Genomic DNA, 24,749 nt, shown 5'->3' on the forward strand with positions numbered 1-24,749 from the left:
GGTTTTATAATCACGAGCGTCCAAATATGGCACTGAATGGCTTCACGCCGATGCAGCATATTCATCGTATGACCTGATTCTGCTTATCACCTCCGTTAAAAATGGGGGGATTACCTTGGCAATTGCATCTTTGAGCATGGCAACCATGTTTACCTCAACCTTACATCCGGCAAGATTTTTAGGTCGGATAATGATCCGCCCGTCTTTCACCATGTCACGACAAGTCTCAAATGGAATTCCGGTCACTCTCGCATACTCTTTAAGAGATAGATAAGGCGCAGCGACATTTAAATTGATAGTTAAAGCTGTCATTTTTCACCTCAAGGAAAAATTATTAACTCTTATCATTCAATTCAGGCAAGTAAGGTCTTATTACTGGTCTGGTAAGTGCTGTTTTTATTTTATCTAATACTAATCATGGCTCAGCTACCAATTCTTCATTAATCATCGTACGTTAATTGTTAATACCACTTTACCTACCCGATTACTTTGTGAAACGAGATTCATACTCAAAGTTGAGTTATTCACTTCTTTAGGGCGACTGAAGTACAGTTTCACGCATTCTTCTTTACTAATAACTGATTGTCCTGTTGGTTTAGTTCTTCAGGCTTCAATACTTCAAGCCCGCGTAAGAAAACGACTCGCACCATATTTGATGCAGATCGGCAATCAGCTTCAGCCATTGCTTCTACTTTTGCTCTTTCTTCCGGTGTAAGGCGCAGCGGCAAGGTTCCGCCAGTGGCGGCATTCTTAGGTGTTCGTGATCTCTGTGTATGATGTAGTTGTGTCATAGTGGTATATTGTGATCTGTTAAGTATCCGTGAAAACATGATTGATCACTATAGATATCAATGTCAACAATAAAAGCGAACAAATGACTACTTTAGGTTTCAGATTGCGAGAGGAAAGAGATCGTAAAGGGCTTAATCAAACTGATTTTGCTGCCTTAGCTAATGGTTCTCGTGGCGCCCAAGCTGCTTATGAACGCGATGAAAAAATACCTGGTGGCGGCTACCTCATGGCATTGGCTGCTTCTGGTATTGATGTGCTTTACGTTTTGACTGGTCAGAGAGTGCCTGAAACTGGAACATTATCAGATGATGAACAAGAACTTATCCAAATTTATCGTGATGCCCCATTAGCAGTAAAAGCAGCAGCTCTCGCAGCTCTCACGGCTGGTAGTTCTGTATCAAACTCAATAAACGTATCAGGCAAAGGCAACCGGGTCGCAGGAAGGGATTTTAACGAAAATAAGAAGTAAGGATGGCGCATGGAAGCAAAATCTTCTGGTGATAAAAATCGAATCGCAGAACGTGATTTTCACGAAATTAGCATAAAAATCAGAATTAACAATTTTGCTGGGAGTCATACTATTAATGTTTCTACAGCACCACATACTGAGGACAAACTTCAAACGCCATTATCACAGTTTAACGAGCTAAATTCCATCTTGGCAGAAGTTGTGGGAACAAAAGAAAAAAACTTTACTTCTATCTGGGATAAAGTATGTTCTGAAATTGGTGTCAATAGTATTTTTGATATGAACGAGAACCAGCGCCACGCTGCTGAAAATATTCTAAGAAAATCACTAGAAAAGCACAGGCAAAAAGATACCCATAAATATTTAGCCGATCTACTTCTGAGAACCAGTATAGATAATGGAGTGAAAAACAAATTAATAAAATACTGTGACATAACTTTTAACATAACAAAAATAGAAAAACTATCTTTCTCTCAATTAATAATTTCTTTATTATGGGTGGAACAAATAACTCAAGATAAACATTCTAAAAGATCGAATAAAGATAAAATATTACAATCCCCAGGGATATATAAAAAAGTAATAATGCTGATTATTTCTTTAATTTTATGCTCTTTTATAATAATGCATTAATCATGGGATTTAAATAAAAGACCATTGAATTAAAAGAATCTCGGATAAAGTAACTAATTGAATTATAAGGACACTCTATGTTTGGCAACATAAATCCAGAAGAAGTAATAAATGAAAATTTCGTTATTCATTGTCCAAAGGTGAAAATAATACACAAAAAATCATTACTCTTTTCTGGTTATGGAACTATTAGAAAAAACAAACTACTCACCTACTATGTAGAACTTATTTGCTTAGAAGATAATTATAAATTTGAATATGGTGAAATTGAAGATTTTTTTATAGATCTACCTAAACAACCATGTGATGATGTAGATAAATTATATGCCGAATTCACTACCACAGATGGGGACATATTAACCTCATCAGACTTTATAATAAATATAAGTGTAATACCGTTACCACACGGTACATATAGAACGATTAAATTTCTAGTGCCATATGTTTTATATGAAGAAGAAAAATTATTAGAAGAAAAAAACTCTATTCAATATAGATTTCTTGAAAAGATTAAAATCCCAACTAATAAAATAAATTCAATTACATCAACAACAGGAGTAAATAGTTCAAAAAAAAATGAATCTGATATACCTCTGGCTACGTTTGATGTGAAAATTCGCAGTGAAACAGACTATACTCTAGTTTCTGCTAATGGCGATTTTGAAATAGAACCGACTATGGAAGCTATAAATTTCTATCTGGCATTTTCAGGCGGAACGCTTCCACAACCTTACTTTCTAACCTATTCAACAGGTAATAAAAAATCGATAAAGCTTATAAGCATCAATAATCAAAATGTTAACAAAAAATCATCAGATCCTATCCCTGAGTCATTTGCAAAAAGAGGGAAATTAACCACTGATTATTCCTTTAATTTTCTAGAAAAAATAATAACACTCAAAAATGAAAAACCAGGGACTTTCGATACTCTACAAACACACTGGAAAAGGGTATGGCAGAGCACACAAAGTAGTAATGACATTTGTAAACTAGTACTTTCAGTTGCTATAGAAGGATTATTAAATGATGTTTACATTCCTGAGTTCAAGATTAAATTCATTAATCAGAAGACAATTGATGACATTGCAATAATTAAAAAAATGATATCTAAATTAGAAACAGAAGCATATTACAAAGATAGATTAAAGAACAGCATTAGCTATCTAAATGAAATGACGTCATCTAAGGCATTAGATGTTCTAATTAATGAGAATATTTTAACGACTTCAGACAAAACAATATGGACTAAAATGAGAAATAGTGCTGCTCACCCTAAAGGTAATATGGAAAAACAAAATGATGACCACCTTGATATCCGTGTTTGTTTCGATTTATTTCACAAAATCATACTTAACATAATAGGCTACGAAGGACCAGTGGTATGTTTTGGTAGCAACAAAAAAAATGAAATAACAATCATAGAATATAAAAAAGTAATTTAAAAATCAGTGGAGTTAAAATTATAAATAGGTAGGTACACAAATAAATTCTAAATATTAAAAATAAGGACATACTTATGACAGTAAGGAAAATTTCATCGGGCAAATGGCTTTGCCAGTGTTTCCCCTATGGACGAGAAAAAATTCGCATCAGGAAGCTGTTTGCTACCAAAGGCGAAGCTCTATCTTACGAACGGAGGGTTATTAATAAAGCATCAGGACAACCAGTCAATGAAAACGCAGTCACCCTCTCAGCGTTTGTCGAGCGTTGGTATGAAATGCACGGTAAAACCCTGACTTCAGGTGAAGAGAGGAAAACGAAGCTTCTCGCTATCTGCGAGCGTTTAGGGGATCCATTTGTCTCCCACTTTGATAAAAATGCTTTTGCGGTTTACAGAGAACGACGTATGAGTGGTGAATGGAATCAGAAAGGGAAAAAGAAACTCAGTGAAGCCACCGTAAACCGCGAACAGTCTTATCTACACGCAGTTTTTTCAGAGATGAAACGGCTGGGAGAGTGGGATGGCGATAACCCGTTATCTGGTATCAGGCAGTTCAAAGAAGGGGATCAGGAACTTGCCTTTCTTTACGATGAGGAGATTGACCGGCTACTAACTGCTTGCGACCAGTCAGCAAATAAGGATCTCGGTACTATCGTGAGAATATGCCTGGCAACCGGCGCACGCTGGAGCGAAGCGGAAGGTTTAAAACAATCGCATATTTTGCCGGGTCGTATCACATATACCCAGACCAAAAGCAAAAAAAACCGTACTGTTCCAATTTCTGAGCAACTCCAAAAGTTGCTGCCTAAAAAGCGCGGGCTACTTTTCTCTCCTGCTTATGAGTCTTTCAAAACAGCACTGGACAGGGCGGGAATTGAGCTTCCGAAGGGACAACGTACTCACGTACTTCGTCATACTTTCGCCAGTCATTTTATGATGCGTGGAGGCAATATTCTGGTACTTCAACAGATACTAGGTCACAGCACAATTATGATGACGATGCGTTACGCTCACTTTGCACCAGACCATCTTGATGCAGCTGTCGCACTTAACCCTTTCGATAACCGTGAAGAAGTAACTTAAGTGGATTGGTGATAAAACGAATTGCTGCCATTTTGCTGCCACTGCGGAGCGCAGAAAACAAAAAACCGCCTGACGGCGGTTAAACGACATTGCACATATGTGCTTATTTTTGTTCATTTTAATCGGTGGTGCCCAGGGCGGGACTTGAACCCGCACAGCCATACAGCCGAGGGATTTTAAATCCCTTGTGTCTACCGATTTCACCACCTGGGCAAATCTGGAGGCGCGTCCCGGAGTCGAACCGAGGTAGGCGGATTTGCAATCCGCTGCATGGCCACTCTGCCAACGCGCCTTTTATTCCTTTAAATTACAACACATTAGAAATGTTATAATTGTTAACTCTTGTCAGTTGCACCAAAACCTCTGGCTTAACTTATTGATTCCTAAAGAGTTAATCACTCTTCGCCTTCGGAATGGTCGCTATTATGGACTGGTTCCCCGGGCTTGGCAAGAGCTATCCCCTTTTTTTTCCGATAATAATGTCTGAGTGCCCGAAAATTCAGCAACCTGTTCAATGAGCAAACACCCTGCCGTTAAACTGGTGATTTTAGCAACTTAATTCACTGCTTGTGTGGTAAATGAGGGAGCCCGTAACGCGCCTGTGATCAATTTTGTAAGCGATGGATAGTGACAGTACCTTTTTTCACGGCGAGCTCTACGACTGCGCTCTTCTGCAAGACACGCTCAGGTTGATGCTGCACGGACTGTCAGTTGGCAGCTTATAGTACATGGTTAATCTCTGTTTGCAGCCTTCACTGGTGAACCAGGAAAGACAGGATATGTGCTACGGTGATTGTTCTCCCCCGCAGAAGCCCACCGTCAATTCGGTGTACCTGATTTTGCACTCTGCAACAACCGGTTAAGTACGGGGGATAGGCAGATTGGTGGGAGATGAAAAAAGCCAATAACTGGTAACAGTGTGATGAGGATGGCGATAACCGAAAACAAAAAAAGAACCCTGAGGTCCTTTTTTTGTGAAAGCCCGCTAATCAAAATGATCCGGCCTTTATAAACTGGAGCGGGAAACGAGACTCGAACTCGCGACCCCGACCTTGGCAAGGTCGTGCTCTACCAACTGAGCTATTCCCGCAAAATTGTTTCGGACTGTGATAACAGATAACCGGAACAACCTTTGATGTGCCGCATTTTACTGACAGCGGCTCTCCCGTCAATCAGTTTATGTCAAAACAACTATCGTTTGCTGCTAATTCCAGCATTATGGTCATTCATCCAGCAAATCTTTCCTTGCCGCACTAAGATACTGAAACATCGACCAGAAAGTGAGCACCGCAGCGATGTATAATGCTAAAACTCCTACCATCTCGACCATATCGTTTGGTCGCCAGAGTAATGCGACCAGAGCCAGCATCTGAGCCGTGGTTTTTACTTTGCCAATCCAGGAAACTGCCACACTGCTACGTTTGCCAATTTCAGCCATCCATTCGCGTAAGGCTGAAATAATTATTTCACGTGCAATCATCGTTGCCGCAGGTAAGGTTACCCACCATGAATGAAAATATTCCGCCACCAGCACCAGTGCAATTGCCACCATGACTTTATCTGCAACCGGGTCGAGAAACGCGCCAAAAGCAGTAGTTTGTTTCCAGCGGCGAGCCAGAAACCCGTCGAACCAGTCCGTTATTGCGGCGATAACAAACAATAATGCGCAGCAAACAGGTGCCCAGCTGAATGGCAAATAGAACGCCAAAACAAAAAAGGGAATTAAAACAACCCTGAAAAGCGTAAGATATGTCGGTATATTAAATTGCATAGGGCACTAACAGCCTGGATGGGATGGTGTTTGTCTCTATGTTCCTACATTGCCCCTGCTGTTTCAATGCTAGTGTTTGAGAGAATAGAATATTTTTTCCGCCAGTGTCACAGATATGCCCGGAACTTTGGCGATTTCTTCAACCGTAGCATTTTTCAACGGCTGTAACCCTCCCATATATTTCAGTAACTGCTGACGACGTTTAGGTCCGACACCTTCAATGCCTTCCAGGCTACTGGCTGATTTTACTTTGGCACGTTTTAGTCGGTGTCCGGAAATTGCATGGTCATGGGATTCATCACGAATATGCTGAATGACATGTAATGCCGGAGAGTCTGGTGGTAATGACATTCCTTCCCCTTCGGCTTCAAAAAACAGCGTTTCCAGACCCGCTTTACGATCACTGCCTTTTGCAACCCCTAGCAACAGTGGATGATGTTTATCCCAGTCAACATCCAGTCCGGCAAATACCTCTTTGGCTTGCGCCAGCTGGCCTTTTCCACCATCAATCACAATGACATCAGGAATTTTACTTTCTTCCAGCGACTTGCTGTAACGCCGTTGAAGAACCTGGTTCATGGCCGCGTAATCATCTCCCGGGGTAATACCGGAGATATTATAACGTCGGTATTCGGCTCGCACCGGCCCGTTGGCATCAAAGACCACACAGGAGGCGACAGTTTGTTCGCCCATCGTATGACTAATATCGAAACACTCCATCCGGCGAATAGCCGGCAATTTGAGATACCCGGCCAACGCTGCCAGCCGCTGATGGATTGTCGATTGTTGAGCCAGTCTGGACACCAGCGCTGTAGCCGCGTTGGTCCTGGCCAACTTAAGATAACGAGCCCGGTCACCACGAGGTTTACTTTGCAGGCTAATTTTTCTGCCTGCCAGTTCGGTCAGTGATTCACTGAGAACGCTGATTTCAGGCAGTGCAAAATCCAGTAAAATATCGCCAGGCAAAGTACGCACTTCACTCCCCTGCAGATAAAACTGGCCCACAAAGGTCTGTATCACTTCCGACAATTCAGTATCCGGTGGGACTTTCGGGAAATAACTCCGGCTGCCGAGCACCTTACCCTGGCGGATAAACAGCACATGAACACAGGCCATACCTGAATCATACGCAATGCTGATCGCATCCAGGTCATCCCCTTGATTTGAGACAAACTGTTTTTCGGTAATTTGCCTGACTGCCTGAATCTGGTCCCGTATTCGCGCAGCTTCTTCAAATTTCAAAGATGCACTTGCCTGCTCCATCCGACTGATCAGTAATTTGAGTACCTGGTCATCCTTGCCGGATAAAAACAATCTGACGTATTCAGTCTGTTGCTGATATTCCTCTTCAGAAACCAGGCCTTCCACACAAGGTCCCAGACATCGGCCAATCTGATATTGCAGGCAAGGTCTGGAGCGGTTGCGATAGACATTATTTTCGCACTGGCGGACAGGAAATACTTTTTGCAGAATCGCCAGCGTTTCGCGCACAGCACTGCCGCCCGGAAAGGGGCCGAAATACTCCCCTTTCACATGTTTAGCTCCACGATGAGATGCCAGACGAGGATGTTTATCGTTACTTAACAGGATATAGGGATAGGACTTATCGTCTCTCAGCAACACGTTGTAGCGAGGCTGGTATAACTTTATATAGTTATGTTCCAGCAACAAAGCTTCAGTTTCGCTGTGGGTCACAGTGACATCCACATGGCGGATATTCGCTACCAGTGCTTCCGTTTTACGGCTACTGACCTGAGTACGAAAATAGCTACTGAGCCGCTTTTTGAGATCTTTGGCTTTTCCTACATAGATCACTTCATCGCCGGCACCGTACATCCGGTAGACCCCGGGCTGATGTGTGACAGTCCGAAGGAAATCGACTGAATCAAAAATTTCACTCACTGCTGATTACCAAATCCGAATTAACTAACCCATGCCGTATCGCCAGATGCGTCAACTCAACATCACCGCTAATGTTCAGCTTACTGAACATACGATAACGGTAACTATTAACTGTTTTGGGACTGAGATTCAACTGCTCAGAAATATCGGTCACTTTCTGACCTTTAGTAATCATCAGCATAATCTGTAACTCCCGTTCTGACAGACTTGAAAAAGGCGATTCACAGCCATGATATTCCACCTGACTTAACGCCATTTTTTGCGCAATATCTGGTGCAATGTAGCGCTGCCCTGCATTAACCGCCCGGATAGCGTTAATCATCTCCTGAGGGGTCGACCCTTTCGTCAGATATCCCACTGCCCCGGCCTGCATCACTCTGGCGGGTAAAGGATTTTCAGAACAGATAGTCAGCATGATAATCTTGATATCCGGATGAATACGCATAATTTTCCGGGTGGCCTCCAGTCCGCCAATACCTGGCATATTCATATCCATCAGGACCACATCTACCGTATTCTGCCTGCACCACTTAATGGCATCCTCTCCGCAACTCACTTCACCGCTAACCACCATGGTAGTAACATCTTCCAGTATACGACGTACACCGGCCCGGACTAAATCGTGGTCATCAACAAGGAGGATACTGATCAAAAGGATGTACTCCAAAAGGCACACAGAGGAAGTTTTGGCAGAGTCAGCCACGAACAGTTTTACATAATCGCCCAGGCAAATCCCTTATAAGCAACCATTATTTGACGATAATCAAGTTTTGATTATAGCATAATTAATGGCTTTTACTGTTTATCCGGATAAAATCAAGCTGCATCAAGGCCCATAAATCAGAGTTATTTTCTTTAATTAGCATCACATACCACATTTATCACCAGCGCAAGTGTCCTGTCCCCTAAAATGATAATGTCAACTTTTTGATTCTGATATATTATTCGCAATTATGGCGAGTTTTCGCTGGTTAACGGAGTCTGAAGTCATGAATTATGTAGAATTTCCAACTGAAAAAAACCCTGAATCGCTGGCCAGAGAAGTAATCTGCCTGAAGATGATGATCACCTGTATTTTACAGTCTATGAGCCAGGTAGATGCAGGTAAAGCCATTCTGAATATGGAGCGTTATCTGAGTTCCCTGGAAAACACTGCTGATTCAGAAGTGTTTATTTCAACCCTGAAGCAGATCAAAACCGGATATCTTCAGTAGTGCAGTAACATCCTGTCTCTGTCTGAGGCAGGAACCCTCCACGGTGACCACCTTTACTTATTATTTCAGCTTTCTCCTCCTCCCCCCGACACAACCTTACATGGCTTACCATATTGCGGACGAAAAAACATCAGTCAGCCACATATGTAACGCTTGTTATTTCTCACGTTATCGAGAGTGTGATAAAAGGTGACTCCTGCAAACAATTAACTGATTTACTCGCTACTGCCACAATCAACTCCGGGCAGAAAACAATAAAAACAGCCAGCAGAGCTGACACAATCATCACAGGAAATGAAGGAATGACACACCAACCTCAGGAAAACGTGCCCGATCAGGACACACAAAAGCTGCGGCGTAACTTAAATAACCGCCACATTCAGTTGATAGCAATTGGCGGGGCCATCGGGACCGGATTATTCATGGGTTCAGGTAAAACCATCAGCCTTGCCGGACCGTCGATCATTTTTGTTTATATGCTGATTGGCTTTATGCTGTTTTTTGTTATGAGAGCAATGGGCGAATTACTACTGTCTAATCTTGAGTATAAATCATTTAGTGATTTTGCCGCTGATCTGCTCGGGCCCTGGGCCGGATATTTTACCGGCTGGACGTACTGGTTCTGTTGGGTTGTCACGGGTATTGCCGATATCGTTGCTATCACCTCTTATTTACAGTTCTGGATCCCCGGATTTTCGGTCTGGATGAGTGCCATACTCTGCATTGCCATCTTCCTGGTACTGAATATCGCGACTGTAAAAATGTTTGGTGAGATGGAGTTCTGGTTCGCAATTATTAAGATCGTGGCCATTATTGCCCTGATTGCCATTGGTATTGTTTTGGTTTGTATCCACTATGGCCCTGCCGACGGACCACATGCTGCACTCAGTAATATCTGGACACATGGTGGTTTCTTCCCGAAAGGACTCAGTGGCTTCTTTGCCGGATTCCAGATTGCAGTGTTTGCGTTTGTGGGTATAGAACTGGTTGGTACAACCGCTGCTGAGACCCGTGATCCAAAGAAAGTCCTGCCGCGGGCCATTAATGCCATTCCGCTGCGTATTATTATGTTTTACGTCTTTTCTCTGCTGGTCATTATGGCCGTCACTCCGTGGGACCAGGTCGTCCCGTCGCGCAGCCCGTTTGTAGAGATGTTTGTGTTGATTGGCTTACCTGCGGCTGCCGGTATTATCAATTTTGTCGTACTGACCTCTGCAGCCTCCTCTGCTAACAGCGGTATTTTCTCTACCAGCCGGATGCTGTTTGGCCTGGCAGAGCAAGGCGTCGCTCACAGCCGCTTCGCCCGACTTTCCGGTCGCTCGGTCCCGGTTAGTGGGTTGCTATTTTCCTGCTTCTGTTTACTGGTCGGGGTTGCATTGATTTACCTAATCCCAAATGTCATGACGGTATTTACACTGGTCACCACAGTTTCGGCGATTCTTTTTATGTTTGTCTGGTCGATTATTTTATGCAGCTATCTGGTGTACCGCCGTCAACGCCCTGAACTGCATCAGGCCTCAGTGTTTAAAATGCCTGCGGGAAAACTGATGTGCTGGGTGTGCCTGCTCTTTTTCGCTTTCATACTGGTGCTATTAACCCTCCAGCCGGATACCCGTCAGGCACTAATGGTCACGCCGCTCTGGTTCATCGTGCTGGCTATTGGCTGGCAGGTACAGAAACGTAAAATTTCATAAACCGACCCGTGGATAATACAGAGCAGTCATAGCTATTGTGTTGCCAGGCATCCCTGGTCTCAGAAATCCGTCAATGCCGTTCCCCGACGGATTTCTGGTCAACCCTCAGACCCACCACCTAAATTAACCCATTACTGGCAGGGGAATCGTGTGGCTATTGGGAGGCGCCTTTGTTCCTGGTGACAGCTATCCTTCTGCCTGCCATAAAAGAAATCCCCGCATAACGCGGGGATTTTTTTACCAGTCAGTGATCACTGCGACACAGGAGTGACCGGATATTTATTTTGCATCACCGCCCTTTCCACCACCCGAACTATGGCCAGCGGATGAGTGGCTGGCGCCGGATGAAGGGGATTTACTGGCTGCTTCATTTTTCGCCGGAGCAGCAGCTGCAGGCGATTTTGTCTGACTATTAGCCTCAGCAGGCGCTGTTGCGGCCGGGGTTGATGTAGGCGTGCTTTCAGAAACCGGAGGAGCTGCCGGAGTGGCAGCCGTTTCAGCCGGCGCCATATGGGGCTGCATCGATGTACCCTGCAACGCCGTATTCAGAACTTTACTGAAATCATCCCATGAACAGTAACCATTACTGTCCGCAGGGCAACCTTCCAGTTGCAATGTCACTCGCTGTGGCGGATTTGACAGGCTGAGTGTCGACGCATCATGTAACTGCTGGGTGCTTTGGTAGACATATTCTATTTTCAGCAGGTCTTTATTGGTTTTCTTATCATGCCAGCGTTCGAATACCAGCTGACCACCAATAGGCGTCTGCTCATACTGACCGGGTAATTGATAAGGTTTCACTTTCAGCGCTGCCAGCACTGAAGCAATATTTGAATCATGCCCCACCATAAAAGTGAATGCCGGGGCACTGGCTTTATCCTGATCAATCAGCTGACTGCGGATATAATCAACCAGTGGCGCCGCAACGTCACGCGCGACCTGGGGGGTGGTAAACAAGATGTCCTGGTAGCTGTTTTTGATGTCTGATAATGCTTTCCACTGCTCAGGGGTTTTGATTTGCCCCCAGGCAACCTGGTCGGCCGGAAAACCCTGGTAATATTGTAAGGTAAAAGCATCTACCAACGCATTACCGATCTTCAGCGGACCTTCAACCGCGGGTTCTTTTCCTTTGTCCAGGCTGAAAGAATCAGACTGACTGCCCAGACTACATTTTTCTTTGCCTTTACATAACGGAGATGCTGAAAAATCAACCACCTTACTCAGCTGGCTGTAAGCAGCCTGTAATTGTTGTTTTTGCTGCTTGTCTGCGGCCGAGATCTCCTGGAGGGCTGATTTTTTGAATTCGGCACTATCATTGGCAATCACAGGATTGAATACAGGATCCATGGTGCCCATAGCATCCTGATGGGTGACTGCGACATCACAGCCCGGAAACGCACCGCTCACAAAAAATTGTGCAGTTGCCACAGTACGTTGCAGGCTGTTGGCATAAACAAAGACAGAATTTGAGGACGGACACTGATTTTTATCCACCAGCCCCCGCTGCGCCAGCCAGTCGCGGGTATATTTCCCCATGTACGCCTCAAGGACTCCACCACGGGTGGTCAGTTCACCACCAGCGACATCCCACTGTGGCCATTTCTTATTGGTAGACTGTTCGAGGAGACTGCCACCATTCGCCAGGGGAGCCCGCAGATTATGACGGCTAAGCATTAACACCTGTTCCAGCTGCATACTGTTATCTGCCGCAAACGTTTGCAAGCTCACAGGTAGTGCTGCAAGTACAGCGAGTGTACACAAGCTCAATTTCTTAATCATTGTCACTGTTCCATGAATTCTGAGGGGCCCGAGAAAAATTGTCTCTGACATTGTCCATCCGGATGAATACCGCGTTGGCCACTGTTTTCTCCTTGTCAGTTAATGATGTCAGAGCAAAAGTTTACGTCACTATATCAAACTTAATTCACTACGTAAGAGGGAATAGAGTCCGTGTGCTGATGAAAGTTCCCGGGGAAATGAAAAGTGGAACACTACCAGACCGCAGGCAAAAAAAAACCAGCCACCAGGCTGGTCTTTCTTAAATATGGCGGAGGAGGAGAGATTCGAACTCTCGGATGGTTGCCCATCGGCGGTTTTCAAGACCGCTGCCTTCAGCCGCTCGGCCACCCCTCCGTAAGGGTCAGAACAAACAATCAGCTGTTCTGTAAAGCAAAAATACAGAGCATAAATGATGGCGGAGGAGGAGAGATTCGAACTCTCGGATGGTTGCCCATCGGCGGTTTTCAAGACCGCTGCCTTCAGCCGCTCGGCCACCCCTCCGCAATGAGGCGCACTATAAACATCCCCCCGAACATTGTAAAGCCCTGAATGTTCCATTTGCCTGAAAAACAGCCAGATTATTATTGAATGCTGGCAAAAACAGCAGATTGACGGTTTATGGAACAATTTTCCACGTAAAGATGGGTAAAACGACTTCATCACTGGTTCGGCAGTGCGTATTCTGCGGTGATTACAATAACCATTTTGAATAGTTAAGGAGTCTGTATGGACAGAATTCTTGCCCCTGGTAGAAGTAACAGTTTAATTAGCACCCATAAGGTACTGCGTAATACCTATTTCTTACTGGGGATGACACTGGCCTTCTCCGCAGTCACTGCTACCGCAAGTACTATGCTGGCACTGCCAGCCCCGGGACTGATTCTCATGCTTGTGGGATTCTACGGTCTGATGTTTCTGACTTATCGCCTGGCTGATCGCCCTGCTGGTATTCTGGCCGCATTTGCCTTTACCGGGTTCCTGGGATATTGCCTTGGCCCGATACTCAGTAGTTACCTGGCCGCAGGAATGGGTGATGTGATAGCACTGGCCCTGGGCGGGACTGCATTAGTATTTTTCTGCTGCTCAGCCTATGTACTCACTACACGTAAGGATATGTCATTCCTGGGTGGGATGATGATGGCAGGCTTCGTCGTATTGTTGGTGGGGATGATCGCTAATATCTTCCTGCATTTACCCGCATTACAAATGGCCCTGAGTGCCCTGTTTATTCTGTTTTCTGCCGGTGCCATCCTGTGGGAAACCAGTAATATTATTCATGGCGGTGAAACCAACTACATTCGTGCTACCGTCAGCCTTTATGTCTCTCTGTACAATATTTTTGTCAGCCTGCTGAGTCTGTTAGGTTTTTCACGCAGCAACTGATAAACCGGCTTTTTCAGGTTAAATACCCGCTCCGGCGGGTATTTTTTCGTCCTTCACAATTTGCTACACTGCTGCACGGAAACTGAAGAGGACATATTGTGAAGTTTGCAGGATATGATATTGAAACAGATACAGAAGGTTATCTGAAATCTCCGGCTGACTGGTCTGTAGCACTGGCGGAAGAGATAGCGGCTGGCGAAGGCATTACCCTGACAGAAGCCCACTGGCAGGTTGTCAATTTCGTGCGCGAATTCTATCTGGAATTTAATACCTCCCCGGCCATCCGTATGCTGGTCAAAGCAATGGCTAAAAAATTCGGCGAAGATAAAGGCAACAGTCGTTATCTGTTTCGTTTGTTCCCTGACGGACCAGCAAAACAGGCGACAAAAATTGCCGGATTACCTAAACCGGCAAAATGCCTTTAATCCCTTCTGTTGTCAGCCAGTACTGAATCCTTTAACTCCGCCATCAGATGTCAGAGACTGTACATCCACACTATCCACTCTGGCAGAAGGAGGTCCGCCGGCAGTAATCCATGCCAAAACGGTTTCAACCGCAGTGCGCTCGCCGGACAGCAGAATTTCGACACTGCCATCACTGAGATTATTAGCATAACCTTCGATACCGTGATTTAACGCCTGACGTCGGGTGCTGTCGCGGAAAAATACCCCCTGTACCCGTCCGGTCACCCGGACCTTACAGATCGAATGCATTCTGTTGTCCCCTGCTGTTGATTAGTTTGCAATTTGGCGATATCCGCTTAACAATACCGCCTTTATTCTTTGCTACCTGTATATTATGACTGCCAGATTAATTCTTTCCAGGGGACGTGAAAAATCCCTGCTACGCCGCCATCCTTGGGTTTTTTCCGGTGCAATCAGCCGCATTGAAGGTTCCGCGAACTCCGGGGAAACAGTGGATATTTGTGACCATAAAGGTAGCTGGCTGGCGCGTGCGGCATACTCTCCTCAATCGCAAATTCGCGCCAGGGTCTGGAGCTGGCAGCCAGAAGAAACCATTGATATCGCCTTTTTTGAACAACGACTCCACAAAGCGAGAAGATGGCGTGAATGGCTGGCTAAAACCGATAATCTTGATAGTTATCGCCTGATTGCCGGCGAATCCGATGGTCTTCCTGGTGTGACTATTGATAAGTTTGCCGACTACCTGGTGGTACAGCTGTTATCAGCCGGGGCTGAATACCAGCGCCCTGCCATCATTACTGCACTGCAAAATTGCTTTCCTGAATGCTCTGTCTATGATCGTTCCGATGTTTCGGTCCGTAAAAAAGAGGGACTGCCACTCACCCACGGCATGATCTCCGGGCAGCAACCTCCTGCTTTGCTACCGATTACCGAACATGGCATGAAACTGCTGGTCGATATTCGTGAAGGACATAAGACCGGTTATTATCTTGACCAACGGGACAGCCGTTATGCATTGCGCCGTTACTGTAAAGATGCCCGGGTGTTGAACTGCTTCTCTTACACCGGCGGATTTGCCGTTTCTGCGTTAATTGGCAATTGCCGTGAAGTTGTTAGTGTAGATACCTCAGAAGCCGCACTCGATGTGGCCAGACAGAACGTCGAACTCAATAAGTTACCGCTGGAAAAAGCCAAATTTATCCGTGACGATGTGTTTAAGTTGCTTCGCCGCTACCGGGATAGTGGTGAAAAATTCGATGTGATTGTCATGGATCCACCTAAATTTGTGGAAAATAAAAATCAGCTGGCAGGTGCCTGTCGTGGTTATAAAGATATCAACATGCTGGCTATGCAGTTACTGAATCCGGGAGGGATATTACTGACTTTTTCCTGCTCCGGACTGATGACGGTTGATCTTTTCCAGAAAGTCATCGCAGATGCTGCCCTGGATGCAGGAAAGAATGTTCAGTTTGTTGATCAGTTGCGTCAGGCCGCCGACCATCCGGTCATTTCATCCTATCCTGAAGGTCTGTACCTGAAAGGATTTGTTTGTTACGTAGAATAGCTTGAAAAAAAGTGACTCCGCCCTTATATCTTTGGAAAGTTAGCTTCCGGAGGTATTTATGATTAGCAGCAAATTTGGTATTGGCCAGCAGGTCCGGCACAAACTCTCCGAAACTCTCGGAGTGATTGTTGATGTAGATGCTGAGTTTTCACTGGATATGCCGGTTCCTGAAGAACCAAGCTATGACCTGCATGGTACCCGTCCCTGGTACCATGTTGTGATGGAAGATGAGGCCGGCGACACAGTGCATACCTATGTCGCAGAATTCCAGCTGACCGGGGAGGTTTATGATGAACACCCTGATCAGCCGGTACTGGATGAGCTGGCCGAAAATGTCCGCCAACAATTACGTGCACCACATCGCTGTCACTGATTATTGTCGCCTTTATCAGCTATGCTGTTAAAGGCGGCAGACCCCGTTTCATAATTTCAATTTTTGTGCATTTATCTGCTACAACACTGAGTCCCGCCTCACGGGCAAGCTCCTCAGCTTCATGATTGTAAGTACCGGGTTGCATCCATAAGACCTCAGCACCGTGAGCGATAGCCTGCTGTGCAATCGCAGGGACGACCTCCGGATTCCTGAATACATCGACAATATCAATATGGCCAGGCACTTGTTCCAGCGAGGCATAGCCCGGTTGACCAGCCAGTGTTTTACCGGCAACCCTTGGGCTCACCGGAATCACTTCATAACCGTGCTGCAGTAAAAACATCATCACCTGCCAGGCAGGTCGTTCAGGGTTATCACTGGCTCCCACCAGCGCTATACGTCGCGCTTTTGTCAGTATCACGCCAATATCTGATTGGTTCATTATTCCCCCTGTTTCGGCCGGCATGTTCGCCGGAATGATTACTTAGTGTATCGCTAAAACTGAGTATCACCAGCCGCGTTACCGCACAATAAATATGACAAAATGTAAAAATTAATGCCATAATACGAACTGCTGATAAATGCATAGTCGTAAGGTCCCCCCGGAGCAAAGATGAAGTTTTTAGTGCCCCTCCTCTGCCTGTTGACAGGTAGTTTTTCATCTGCTGCAGAAGCATTAAGTTTCAGACTAAACCCGGAAATGAATTTACTGGTTCTGGACGGCCACCCATTGCCTGGCAGTCTGCTGAAAGGTGCCGACAGTATTGAACTTAACCGTGGACAGCATCAGATTTTGTTTACTATAGATCAGCAAAAAAATTCCCCGGCATTTATTATTACTTTCACCGCCCGGGGTCAGAGGGTGAATGTCGTTTTTCCACCACCTGCCGGGCCAGGGAAGTTAGCAAAACAAGTCACCGGTGCAACCCGCTTCCGGGTGGTTGATGAGAATAATCATGACGTTCCTGCAATCCAGGACTATTTATCACTCTCGCCGGGTGTTGATTATGTTGCCGAAATGACTGCCTATAACCAGCTAAAACGAAAAGCGTCAGTGGAAAAATTTACCGGTGCGGGTTTACAGGGAAATATTCTGCCTGGCAATAAGCCCCGTGAATATGTTAGTCAGGCAGTTCCTTCAGTGAGCAGTTCTTTATCCTTTGCTGATCACTCTATCCAGTCTTTTTTATCCTGGCTGCGTGAATTCCGAACCAGTTGAACAGTTATTCCCCCCCGCGCTACACTGCCTGAACATTCAGCTATTTCGCTCAATCATAAGGATCAATAATGGAGCAGACGGTCAGAACGTTGCCGGAAAAGAAAAATATCGCCCTGGTTGCCCACGATAACTGCAAAGCTTCCCTTCTGGAGTGGGTGACACAAAATCAATCCTCACTTGAGTCGCAAACACTTTATGCAACCGGTACCACCGGGAATTTAATCAACAAGCATTGTGGCTTGCATGTCAATCCGTTATTAAGCGGCCCGATGGGGGGGGATCAGCAGGTGGGAGCTATGATCTCTGAAGGGAAAGTAGATATGTTAATCTTCTTCTGGGATCCGCTAAACGCAGTCCCCCATGATCCTGATGTGAAAGCATTATTGCGGCTGGCCACTGTATGGAATATTCCCGTGGCAACCAACCGCGCCACTGCCGACTTCATCGTAAACTCTGTCCTGTACCGGCAAAATGTCGAAATTTCTATTCCTGACTATCCACGCTATATGGCTGAACGATTGCAGGAACCGTTGCTGGACAACGAGTAATATATTCAGGGCTTACGAACGACAGGGACTCCCAGGTCCCTGAAATTTTCTACAAAACAAGAAGGAGAAGCTTTGTCGTAGAGCAGCCACAGTTGCTGTCTGGCCCTTGTCATCGCAACATAAGCCAGTCGTCGTTCTTCGGCATCAGGAAAATCTTCCGGCTCGGGTAGCAAACCTTGTTCGATCACTGATTCTCTGGCTACGGCAGGAAATCCGCTGCTCCCCTCGTTCAGACCGATAACAATAACATAGTCGGCCTCTTGTCCTTTACTGGCGTGCATTGTCATAAAGCTGACTGATAATTTAGGCCAGCGGGTTGCCGCTTTTGCTAACACAGGTGGTTTGAGGTAGTGATAACGTGCCAGAATTAAAACGGTTTCATCATCTTTAACATAGCCACTCATTTTGTTTAGCAGTGCTTCCAGCTGATCTTCCGCCAGTAATGACACCGATTTTTTATTGCCTTTGATCGGGCTGTTGAGGCTTTTTTTCATCTGCAACGGATTTTGCTGAATAAACCGGTTCGCAATCTGGCCAATTTGCTGGTTAAAACGATAAGTTGTGTCCAGAATGCAGATATCTCCTTCACCAAATTGCTGGTGAAAACGGGTGGTCAGATTAATTTCAGCTCCTGCAAAGCGATAAATCGCCTGCCAGTCATCACCCACAGCAAACAAACTGCAACGCTTATTCTGATCCCGTAAGGCTTTAATCAGGGAGGATCTCTGAACAGAGATGTCCTGAAACTCATCCACCAGAATATACTTCCAGGGACTGATAAAACGCCCTTTGTCCAGTAAAGCGACGGCCTGCTGGATTAACCCGGCAAAGTCCACAGCCGATTCCTGCTTCAGCTGGCTCTTCCAGGCTTTCATTAGCGGAGCCAACAGTCTGATACGTTTGCCAAATAGTACACGAATATCCTCCGGAGATTCGTCAATCATGGCTGCCTGAGATCCTCCATGGTTACGCATCAGCGATACCCAACGCTCCAGTCGGCCAGAGATCCGGGTCAGTAATTTTTCGTCCTGCCAGAAAGTATCTGAAGGTATCTCCCACTTGAGTTCTTCCTGCAGCCATTGCCGCCAGCCATTGGCAAATGATTTTTTCTCAGCACACTGTTGTTGCCATACGTCAGTCAGCATTTTACGACGGAAATCTGCATCAGTTTCCAGCTGACTGATCTTTGGCTGTTTATTACTACTTTGCTGAATAATATGTAATGCAAGGGAATGGAATGTCCGGGCAGTAATTGTTGCTTCACCGGTCGATTGAATGACCCGTTTATTCATTTCATCGGCAGCATCCCGGCCAAATGCCAGCAGCAAAATCTGGTCTGCCGACGCCAGTTTTCGTTTTATCAACCAGGCAGCGCGTGCAGCCAGCACAGATGTTTTACCACTACCCGCTCCCGCCAGTACCAGCAGATTGTCTTCCCCATTGATCACGGCGCGACACTGTGCCGGATTGAGTGGCGAAGATTCAACTGTGTTAAAAAAGTCCCGGTAACGTTCCAGAATCTCTTCTGTCCACTGACGGTTGCGCTCACTTCGTTGTTGTTCTGTTGATTTCAGCCAACTCTGGCAAAACTGCCATAATGGCAGGCACTGATCGAATTCGGGAATGCGTTCATGTGGAAGTGGTAATGCCGAAAACTTTTGCTCAATTTTCTCGCGAAAACCCCGGATATCAATGTGGGTCAGCCAGCTGTCACGCTGTACCTGACTCAATAAATAGTGTTCCAGCTCACTCAGTACCTGATAAGAGACCTCTGCCATCTGCTGGCTCCATTGATGCCAGGATTGCAGCAGATAATGATAAAATTGCTGAGTTTCCTGCCATTCGGTGCCATGCAGCCGGACGACCTTATCTTCCGGCAACTGAAATTCAAGTTCTCCCCAAACGACGCCTCGTTTACACTGAATACCGAGTAACTGATTAAAAGGTATAATATATTCATGGCGGTCGCCACTGACTTCAACACCTGCAGGCAACAGACGAACCCGGTTATATGGATGCTGTGCCAGCCGTTTGCCCATTGAAGTTGCTTTAAGTTCCATGCGTCACGCCATTATCAATACCATGATGAAGTCATAGTTTAACTGTGAGTCACTAAGTGCTCCAGACAAAAAACAAGGTTACACTGTGCATAATGAGTCACACCGATAAAAGGAACCCCGAAATATGCGGACTGTGCTGAATATACTGAATTTTGTCCTGGGTGGATTTGCCACAACACTAGCGTGGTTATTCGCTACTTTGATAACCATTGTGCTGATTTTTACTCTACCACTGACCCGTTCCTGCTGGGAGATTACCCGCCTATCCCTGTTTCCTTTCGGAAATGAAGCTGTTCATGTGGATTTATTGCGTCCGGAAGACAAAAGTTCATTACGTAACTCCGGTGGAACTCTTTTGAATATTTTTTGGCTTATTTTCTTCGGCTGGTGGTTATGTCTGGCTCATATTTCAGCCGGAATAGTGCAATGTATTACCATAATCGGTATACCTGTGGGTATTGCTAATTTCAAGATTGCAGCAATTGCTTTATGGCCAGTTGGCCGTCGGGTAGTCTCTGTTGAAGAAGCAAAATATGCCCGCGAGAATGCGGCTCGTAGTCGTTTTTAAGGACAACAGAATTAATGAAGTTTGGTTCGGGTATACTCAACGGCTGGCGTACATTTTTAATGAATAAACTGTGGCGCGATCCGGTCAGGATTTTTATCGCAATGACCGGATGCGTAATTCTTTCCTGGTCATTGCAGAATATTACGTGGACTATTCCTCTGATTCTTGGTGTGGTTGCCGCTGCACTCACCGATATAGATGACCGTTTAGCCGGGCGACTGCGTAATATAAGCATTACGCTCGCCTGCTTTTGCCTGGCGACGGTCTCCGTTGAACTGTTGTTCCCTCACACCTGGCTGTTTTTCTTTGGTCTCGCCTTTTCCAGCTGGATCTACATATTATTAGGTGCCCTGGGACAACGTTATGCCACCATCGCGTTTGGTGCTTTGCTAATGGCGATTTACACCATGCTGGGTATTCATTTATTCAGCCTGTGGTATCTCCAGCCTGTACTGCTGCTCAGTGGTGCACTTTGGTACTATTTGTTAACAATGCTGATGCACTTGTTGTTTCCGGTACAACCCGTTCAGGAACAGCTTGCTCAAACCTATAACCAGCTGGCTGGTTATCTGGATGCTAAAGCCATTCTTTTTGACCCTGATGCTGAAGCAACAGATGATCCATCATTAATCCAGGCAGCTTTGGTCAACAGCCAACTGGTGTCTCAGTTTAATCAGACTAAGACTGCCATTCAGAGCCGACTGAGCGGTGAGCGTGCGGCACGTAACAGCAGGCGATCATTGCTCTATTATTTTGCAGCTCAGGAAATTCACGAACGAGCTAACTCCTCGCACATTCAGTACCACCTGCTGCGTAATGAGTGGCGATACAGCGAAATTCTGTTCCGTTTTCAGCGCCTGATGCATATGCAAGCGAGTGCCTGCCGCCAGGTGGCTCACTCAGTTATTATGAAGCAACCCTATCACCATGATTCAAGGTTTGAACGGGCGTTTTTCCATTTGCAACAAGCTCTGGATCGCCTGGCTATCCATTCTCCCGGGGACTCACAGGCGAGAGGATTACACTGGTTGTTGCGGAACCTGAAGGCGATAGATGATCAGTTGATCTCCATAGCCTCGGAACAACTATTGAATAATTTGTGGCTAAACAGTGATACGCATCTTTCGCAGGAAGGGCTAACCGGTTGGCAGGACGTCAAAGTTCGCCTGAACCGCCATCTTAGCCCCAAATCGGCGCTATTCCGCCATGCGGTACGTATGTCTGTGGTACTCTGCGTCGGTTACGCTTTTATTGTGCTGACCGGCATGGACAGAGGCTATTGGATATTACTCACCAGCTTATTCGTCTGTCAGCCAAATTACGCTGCAACCAGAAAGCGTCTGGCTCTCAGAATCATTGGCACACTTGCCGGAATTATCATCGGCCTGCCAGTACTGTGGTTGGTTCCCTCTATCCAGGGCCAACTGATTCTGATAGTGGTCAGCGGAGTGCTATTCTTTGCCTTCCGGCTTATTCAGTATGCTCAGGCAACATTATTCATCACCTTACTGGCCCTGCTCAGTTTTAATCTGTTAGGTGAAGGTTTTGATGTTGCGCTGCCAAGAATTATAGATACTCTTATCGGCTGTGCTCTCTCCTGGATGGCCGTAGCCTGGATTTTTCCGGACTGGCGTTATCGTCAGTTACCCGACGTAATTAACAAAGCACTGGCCGCGAATAATAAGTATCTGGATGCTATCCTGGAGCAATACCACGAAGGTAAAGATAACCGCATGTCTTACCGTGTTGCCCGCAGGGATGCGCACAATTCTGATGCAGAGCTGGCACTGGTGATATCTAATCTGAACAGTGAAAATGGACTGACACTGCCCGTCAAAGATCTGGCGTTCAGGGTGCTTTGCCTTAATCACAGTTTTCTCAGTTATATTTCGGCATTAGGAGCCCACAGGGAAAAGACCGACCGACAGGATTTATTACAGCTTCTGGACGATACAGTTAGCCTGTCTGAAAATGTTCTGCATGCCACGCCTGAGAACGAACAACACATCACCGACAAACTACATTCACTCATCAAAGAGATGAACACTATTGAAGCCAATCCGGAAAGCAAGGAGCCAGTGATGCTGCAGCAGATTGGCTTGTTACTAAAAGTGCTACCCGACATTATCAGTATCAGGAAGGAAATGAAGGCCCTTTAGTGGCTTTTCCCGGGGTCATGACCAAACTCTGAGTAAATTGCTGATACCAGCGTTTAAGATCTTCCCTTACCTCTCTGGCCAGCACTTCCTGGTGCTGGCCAGAAATCGCCCCTTGTAATGCATATAATGTTTTCAGGCCAAGATGACGGTTTTTACTTCTTAGCCTCGCCCAGCATTGCTTGGCCCCCAAATCTTTCAACCGGGTCGTGGTTGTCACTCCAACCTCTATCAGCAACATTTCGAGTCGAATACTTAAATTGGGCAGGTCTTTAAGGCGTTGGCAGTTAACTTGTGCCGCACGTAATGCTCTGGCCTCATCGAGTGATCCGCGGGATAACTCCAGCAACTCATCGGTATGATGCCAGAGGCGGGAATCGACTTTAAAATAGTTCAGGCTAATTGATTGCCCGCGTTTATGGAAAATGAACGGCTGTAACGTACGTTGCTGCAGGTAGCGCTGCATAGTTTCGCTGGCACGCAGATACAACTCCCCGTCACTCACCAGTGCAAAGACAATTTTTTCCACTGATAAAGAGTACCCGCCAAACTGGGTACGTGACTGAATTTCACCTAATTCAGCCAGATGTTTCTTTGATTCTTCAACACGTTGAACGGATATATTCATCGCGAACCTCCCTGGTTCAGGCAATGGCATAGCTGCCAATAAAATAATATTTATCAACATGTTGGAAGGTAAACAAAAGCGATTAGTTGTTCAATGTATAAATCGTAGTTTGGTGAATTAGTTTAAGATTCTGCGAACTGTTTTCAGAAAAATGATTGATCTTTGTTCACAACAGGAATACTGTATATACATACAGTTCATTGCGGATGGGTAAAAAAATGCGTACTCAGCTACTGAAATCAGAAACTTTCAACATTCACCGTCACTCAGCCCCCTCTTCTGAGGTCTGCGGCTGCATCAGTGAGCTAAGTTACCATGCGCAGCATCCTGCCCTACTTAACAGTTTACTGCTACCTTTATTAAAGCAGCTTAGTGAGCAGTCCCGCTGGCAGCTATGGCTGACACCAGCACATAAACTAAACCGTCACTGGTTACAGCAATCAGGATTACCCCTGGAAAAAAGTATGCAGGTTCCTTCACTCACTGCCGAAGGCGGTGTGAGAGCGATGGCCAAAGCACTTCGTTCAGGAAATTTTAGTGTCGTCCTTGCATGGTTGCCCGAACATTTAACGGCGGCTGAACGTGAGGAACTCGAACAGGCAGCAAAAGAGGGTCGTACTCTCGGTCTGATAATGCGGGAGGAAAATGACTTTAATTATCCCGGCAGACAGGAAAATCGGTTGAAAATTCAGTCTCCCTTACTACATTGAGCTAAAATAAGATTTTTCTCAGAAAAAATTGCGTGAAGAAAAATAAATCACTGAAGAGTCATGACATTCCTGAGCCAACAATGGGTTAAGGTCAATTTATGATAAGTTCACTGACCAGAGTTCAGTTTTAAATGTTACAGGATGTGTACATTTTGCTGTTTTTTTACTGTACAACATCATATCTTACTTGTAACTTTCTAATCTCGTTGTAGACTTTAGCTCGCCAGGGTGCTCAATAATCTCCTGTTTGGCAGAGTAAAAATCGAGCGATACAACCCGGCGAAGGATTACAACCAAGAGCAACATTTATGCTCATTGCCTATTTTGGATGATAACG

The 24,749-nt window shown here is 45.6% G+C and carries 24 protein-coding genes, 5 tRNA genes and 1 pseudogene; 15 read left to right on the forward strand and 15 right to left on the reverse strand.

The window, feature by feature from the left end; genetic code table 11:
- Window positions 1–117: 117 nt before the first annotated feature.
- Window positions 118–312, reverse strand: a pseudogene (locus B3Z23_RS04240) (DNA-binding protein); the annotation flags it as partial.
- A 242-nt stretch (window positions 313–554) separates the two neighbouring features.
- Window positions 555–791 carry a hypothetical protein gene (locus B3Z23_RS04245; RefSeq protein ID WP_294901898.1) on the reverse strand — a complete coding sequence of 79 codons (237 nt, stop codon included), beginning with the start codon at window positions 789–791 and terminating at the stop codon, window positions 555–557.
- Between the two features lie 41 nt (window positions 792–832).
- Between B3Z23_RS04245 and B3Z23_RS04250 the strand changes: the two genes are divergently transcribed.
- From B3Z23_RS04250 to B3Z23_RS04265, 4 genes are all read left to right on the forward strand, one after another.
- Window positions 833–1,261, forward strand: coding sequence for a helix-turn-helix domain-containing protein (locus tag B3Z23_RS04250; RefSeq protein ID WP_294901900.1), 429 nt, complete (start codon window positions 833–835; stop codon window positions 1,259–1,261).
- Window positions 1,262–1,270: 9 nt separating this feature from the next.
- On the forward strand, window positions 1,271–1,894 hold the full coding sequence (locus tag B3Z23_RS04255) for a hypothetical protein (protein ID WP_294901902.1): 624 nt from the start codon (window positions 1,271–1,273) through the stop codon (window positions 1,892–1,894).
- A 77-nt stretch (window positions 1,895–1,971) separates the two neighbouring features.
- Window positions 1,972–3,336 carry a hypothetical protein gene (locus tag B3Z23_RS04260; protein ID WP_294901904.1) on the forward strand — a complete coding sequence of 455 codons (1,365 nt, stop codon included), beginning with the start codon at window positions 1,972–1,974 and terminating at the stop codon, window positions 3,334–3,336.
- Window positions 3,337–3,410: 74 nt separating this feature from the next.
- The gene (locus B3Z23_RS04265) at window positions 3,411–4,418 is read left to right on the forward strand and encodes a phage integrase (RefSeq protein ID WP_294901906.1); all 1,008 of its coding nucleotides are present in this window, start codon (window positions 3,411–3,413) and stop codon (window positions 4,416–4,418) included.
- A 126-nt stretch (window positions 4,419–4,544) separates the two neighbouring features.
- Here the strand turns inward: B3Z23_RS04265 and B3Z23_RS04270 are convergent.
- From B3Z23_RS04270 to uvrY, 6 genes are all read right to left on the reverse strand, one after another.
- Window positions 4,545–4,631, reverse strand: a tRNA-Leu gene (locus B3Z23_RS04270).
- Window positions 4,632–4,636: 5 nt separating this feature from the next.
- A tRNA-Cys gene (locus tag B3Z23_RS04275) sits at window positions 4,637–4,710 on the reverse strand.
- Between the two features lie 722 nt (window positions 4,711–5,432).
- A tRNA-Gly gene (locus B3Z23_RS04280) sits at window positions 5,433–5,508 on the reverse strand.
- A 132-nt stretch (window positions 5,509–5,640) separates the two neighbouring features.
- Window positions 5,641–6,189, reverse strand: a complete 549-nt coding sequence (pgsA, locus tag B3Z23_RS04285) for a CDP-diacylglycerol--glycerol-3-phosphate 3-phosphatidyltransferase (RefSeq protein WP_294901908.1) — start codon at window positions 6,187–6,189, stop codon at window positions 5,641–5,643.
- Between the two features lie 69 nt (window positions 6,190–6,258).
- Window positions 6,259–8,091 (reverse strand): excinuclease ABC subunit UvrC, encoded by a 1,833-nt coding sequence (uvrC, locus tag B3Z23_RS04290; protein WP_294901910.1) that lies wholly within the window; start codon window positions 8,089–8,091, stop codon window positions 6,259–6,261.
- Entirely contained in the window at window positions 8,084–8,743 is a 660-nt protein-coding gene (uvrY, locus tag B3Z23_RS04295) for a UvrY/SirA/GacA family response regulator transcription factor (RefSeq protein ID WP_294901912.1), read from the reverse strand. Before uvrY ends, uvrC begins: the two co-directional genes overlap by 8 nt.
- A gap of 337 nt (window positions 8,744–9,080) precedes the next feature.
- Here uvrY and B3Z23_RS04300 point away from each other — a divergent pair, with 337 nt between their 5' ends.
- Both B3Z23_RS04300 and cycA read left to right on the forward strand, forming a co-directional pair.
- Complete coding sequence (locus tag B3Z23_RS04300) at window positions 9,081–9,305, forward strand: DUF2594 family protein (RefSeq protein WP_294901914.1); 225 nt, start codon at window positions 9,081–9,083, stop codon at window positions 9,303–9,305.
- A 302-nt stretch (window positions 9,306–9,607) separates the two neighbouring features.
- The gene (gene cycA, locus B3Z23_RS04305) at window positions 9,608–10,999 is read left to right on the forward strand and encodes a D-serine/D-alanine/glycine transporter (protein ID WP_294901916.1); all 1,392 of its coding nucleotides are present in this window, start codon (window positions 9,608–9,610) and stop codon (window positions 10,997–10,999) included.
- A 279-nt stretch (window positions 11,000–11,278) separates the two neighbouring features.
- Here the strand turns inward: cycA and agp are convergent, their stop codons facing one another.
- From agp to B3Z23_RS04320, 3 genes are all read right to left on the reverse strand, one after another.
- Complete coding sequence (agp, locus tag B3Z23_RS04310; protein ID WP_294901918.1) at window positions 11,279–12,778, reverse strand: bifunctional glucose-1-phosphatase/inositol phosphatase; 1,500 nt, start codon at window positions 12,776–12,778, stop codon at window positions 11,279–11,281.
- 266 nt (window positions 12,779–13,044) lie between these two features.
- Window positions 13,045–13,132: transfer RNA gene (locus B3Z23_RS04315), tRNA-Ser, on the reverse strand.
- A gap of 59 nt (window positions 13,133–13,191) precedes the next feature.
- Window positions 13,192–13,279: transfer RNA gene (locus tag B3Z23_RS04320), tRNA-Ser, on the reverse strand.
- A gap of 225 nt (window positions 13,280–13,504) precedes the next feature.
- On the opposite strand from B3Z23_RS04320, the gene yccA reads away from it, so the two are divergent.
- Together yccA and B3Z23_RS04330 are read left to right on the forward strand one after the other, a co-directional pair.
- Window positions 13,505–14,161, forward strand: a complete 657-nt coding sequence (gene yccA / locus B3Z23_RS04325; protein WP_294901920.1) for an FtsH protease modulator YccA — start codon at window positions 13,505–13,507, stop codon at window positions 14,159–14,161.
- A 98-nt stretch (window positions 14,162–14,259) separates the two neighbouring features.
- The gene (locus B3Z23_RS04330; RefSeq protein ID WP_414716457.1) at window positions 14,260–14,586 is read left to right on the forward strand and encodes a TusE/DsrC/DsvC family sulfur relay protein; all 327 of its coding nucleotides are present in this window, start codon (window positions 14,260–14,262) and stop codon (window positions 14,584–14,586) included.
- A 12-nt stretch (window positions 14,587–14,598) separates the two neighbouring features.
- Here the strand turns inward: B3Z23_RS04330 and B3Z23_RS04335 are convergent, their stop codons facing one another.
- Window positions 14,599–14,874: an acylphosphatase gene (locus B3Z23_RS04335; RefSeq protein ID WP_294901922.1), complete on the reverse strand. Its 276-nt coding sequence runs from the start codon at window positions 14,872–14,874 to the stop codon at window positions 14,599–14,601.
- 85 nt (window positions 14,875–14,959) lie between these two features.
- Between B3Z23_RS04335 and rlmI the strand changes: the two genes are divergently transcribed.
- Window positions 14,960–16,150: a 23S rRNA (cytosine(1962)-C(5))-methyltransferase RlmI gene (gene rlmI, locus B3Z23_RS04340; protein WP_294901924.1), complete on the forward strand. Its 1,191-nt coding sequence runs from the start codon at window positions 14,960–14,962 to the stop codon at window positions 16,148–16,150.
- A gap of 58 nt (window positions 16,151–16,208) precedes the next feature.
- Window positions 16,209–16,523 (forward strand): heat shock protein HspQ, encoded by a 315-nt coding sequence (gene hspQ / locus B3Z23_RS04345; protein ID WP_294901926.1) that lies wholly within the window; start codon window positions 16,209–16,211, stop codon window positions 16,521–16,523.
- A 19-nt stretch (window positions 16,524–16,542) separates the two neighbouring features.
- Here hspQ and B3Z23_RS04350 read toward each other — a convergent pair whose 3' ends face one another.
- Window positions 16,543–16,965 carry a CoA-binding protein gene (locus B3Z23_RS04350; RefSeq protein ID WP_294901928.1) on the reverse strand — a complete coding sequence of 141 codons (423 nt, stop codon included), beginning with the start codon at window positions 16,963–16,965 and terminating at the stop codon, window positions 16,543–16,545.
- Window positions 16,966–17,136: 171 nt separating this feature from the next.
- On the opposite strand from B3Z23_RS04350, the gene B3Z23_RS04355 reads away from it, so the two are divergent.
- Entirely contained in the window at window positions 17,137–17,742 is a 606-nt protein-coding gene (locus B3Z23_RS04355) for a DUF2057 family protein (protein ID WP_294901930.1), read from the forward strand.
- 68 nt (window positions 17,743–17,810) lie between these two features.
- Window positions 17,811–18,290, forward strand: a complete 480-nt coding sequence (locus B3Z23_RS04360; RefSeq protein ID WP_038019905.1) for a methylglyoxal synthase — start codon at window positions 17,811–17,813, stop codon at window positions 18,288–18,290.
- A 5-nt stretch (window positions 18,291–18,295) separates the two neighbouring features.
- Here the strand turns inward: B3Z23_RS04360 and helD are convergent, their stop codons facing one another.
- The gene (gene helD / locus B3Z23_RS04365; protein WP_294901932.1) at window positions 18,296–20,350 is read right to left on the reverse strand and encodes a DNA helicase IV; all 2,055 of its coding nucleotides are present in this window, start codon (window positions 20,348–20,350) and stop codon (window positions 18,296–18,298) included.
- Window positions 20,351–20,474: 124 nt separating this feature from the next.
- Here helD and B3Z23_RS04370 point away from each other — a divergent pair, with 124 nt between their 5' ends.
- Window positions 20,475–20,918, forward strand: coding sequence for a YccF domain-containing protein (locus B3Z23_RS04370; protein WP_294901934.1), 444 nt, complete (start codon window positions 20,475–20,477; stop codon window positions 20,916–20,918).
- 59 nt (window positions 20,919–20,977) lie between these two features.
- A complete protein-coding gene (gene yccS / locus B3Z23_RS04375; RefSeq protein ID WP_294901935.1) occupies window positions 20,978–23,077 on the forward strand; it encodes a YccS family putative transporter in 2,100 nt (699 codons plus the stop codon).
- Here yccS and B3Z23_RS04380 read toward each other — a convergent pair.
- Window positions 23,052–23,702 (reverse strand): TfoX/Sxy family DNA transformation protein, encoded by a 651-nt coding sequence (locus B3Z23_RS04380; RefSeq protein ID WP_294901937.1) that lies wholly within the window; start codon window positions 23,700–23,702, stop codon window positions 23,052–23,054. The genes yccS and B3Z23_RS04380 overlap by 26 nt on opposite strands.
- 218 nt (window positions 23,703–23,920) lie before the next feature.
- Between B3Z23_RS04380 and sulA the strand changes: the two genes are divergently transcribed.
- A complete protein-coding gene (gene sulA / locus B3Z23_RS04385) occupies window positions 23,921–24,412 on the forward strand; it encodes an SOS-induced cell division inhibitor SulA (RefSeq protein WP_294901939.1) in 492 nt (163 codons plus the stop codon).
- The last annotated feature ends 337 nt before the right edge of the window (window positions 24,413–24,749 follow it).

The organism is Tatumella sp. UBA2305 (assembly GCF_002345795.1).
Lineage (GTDB): Bacteria > Pseudomonadota > Gammaproteobacteria > Enterobacterales > Enterobacteriaceae > Tatumella > Tatumella morbirosei.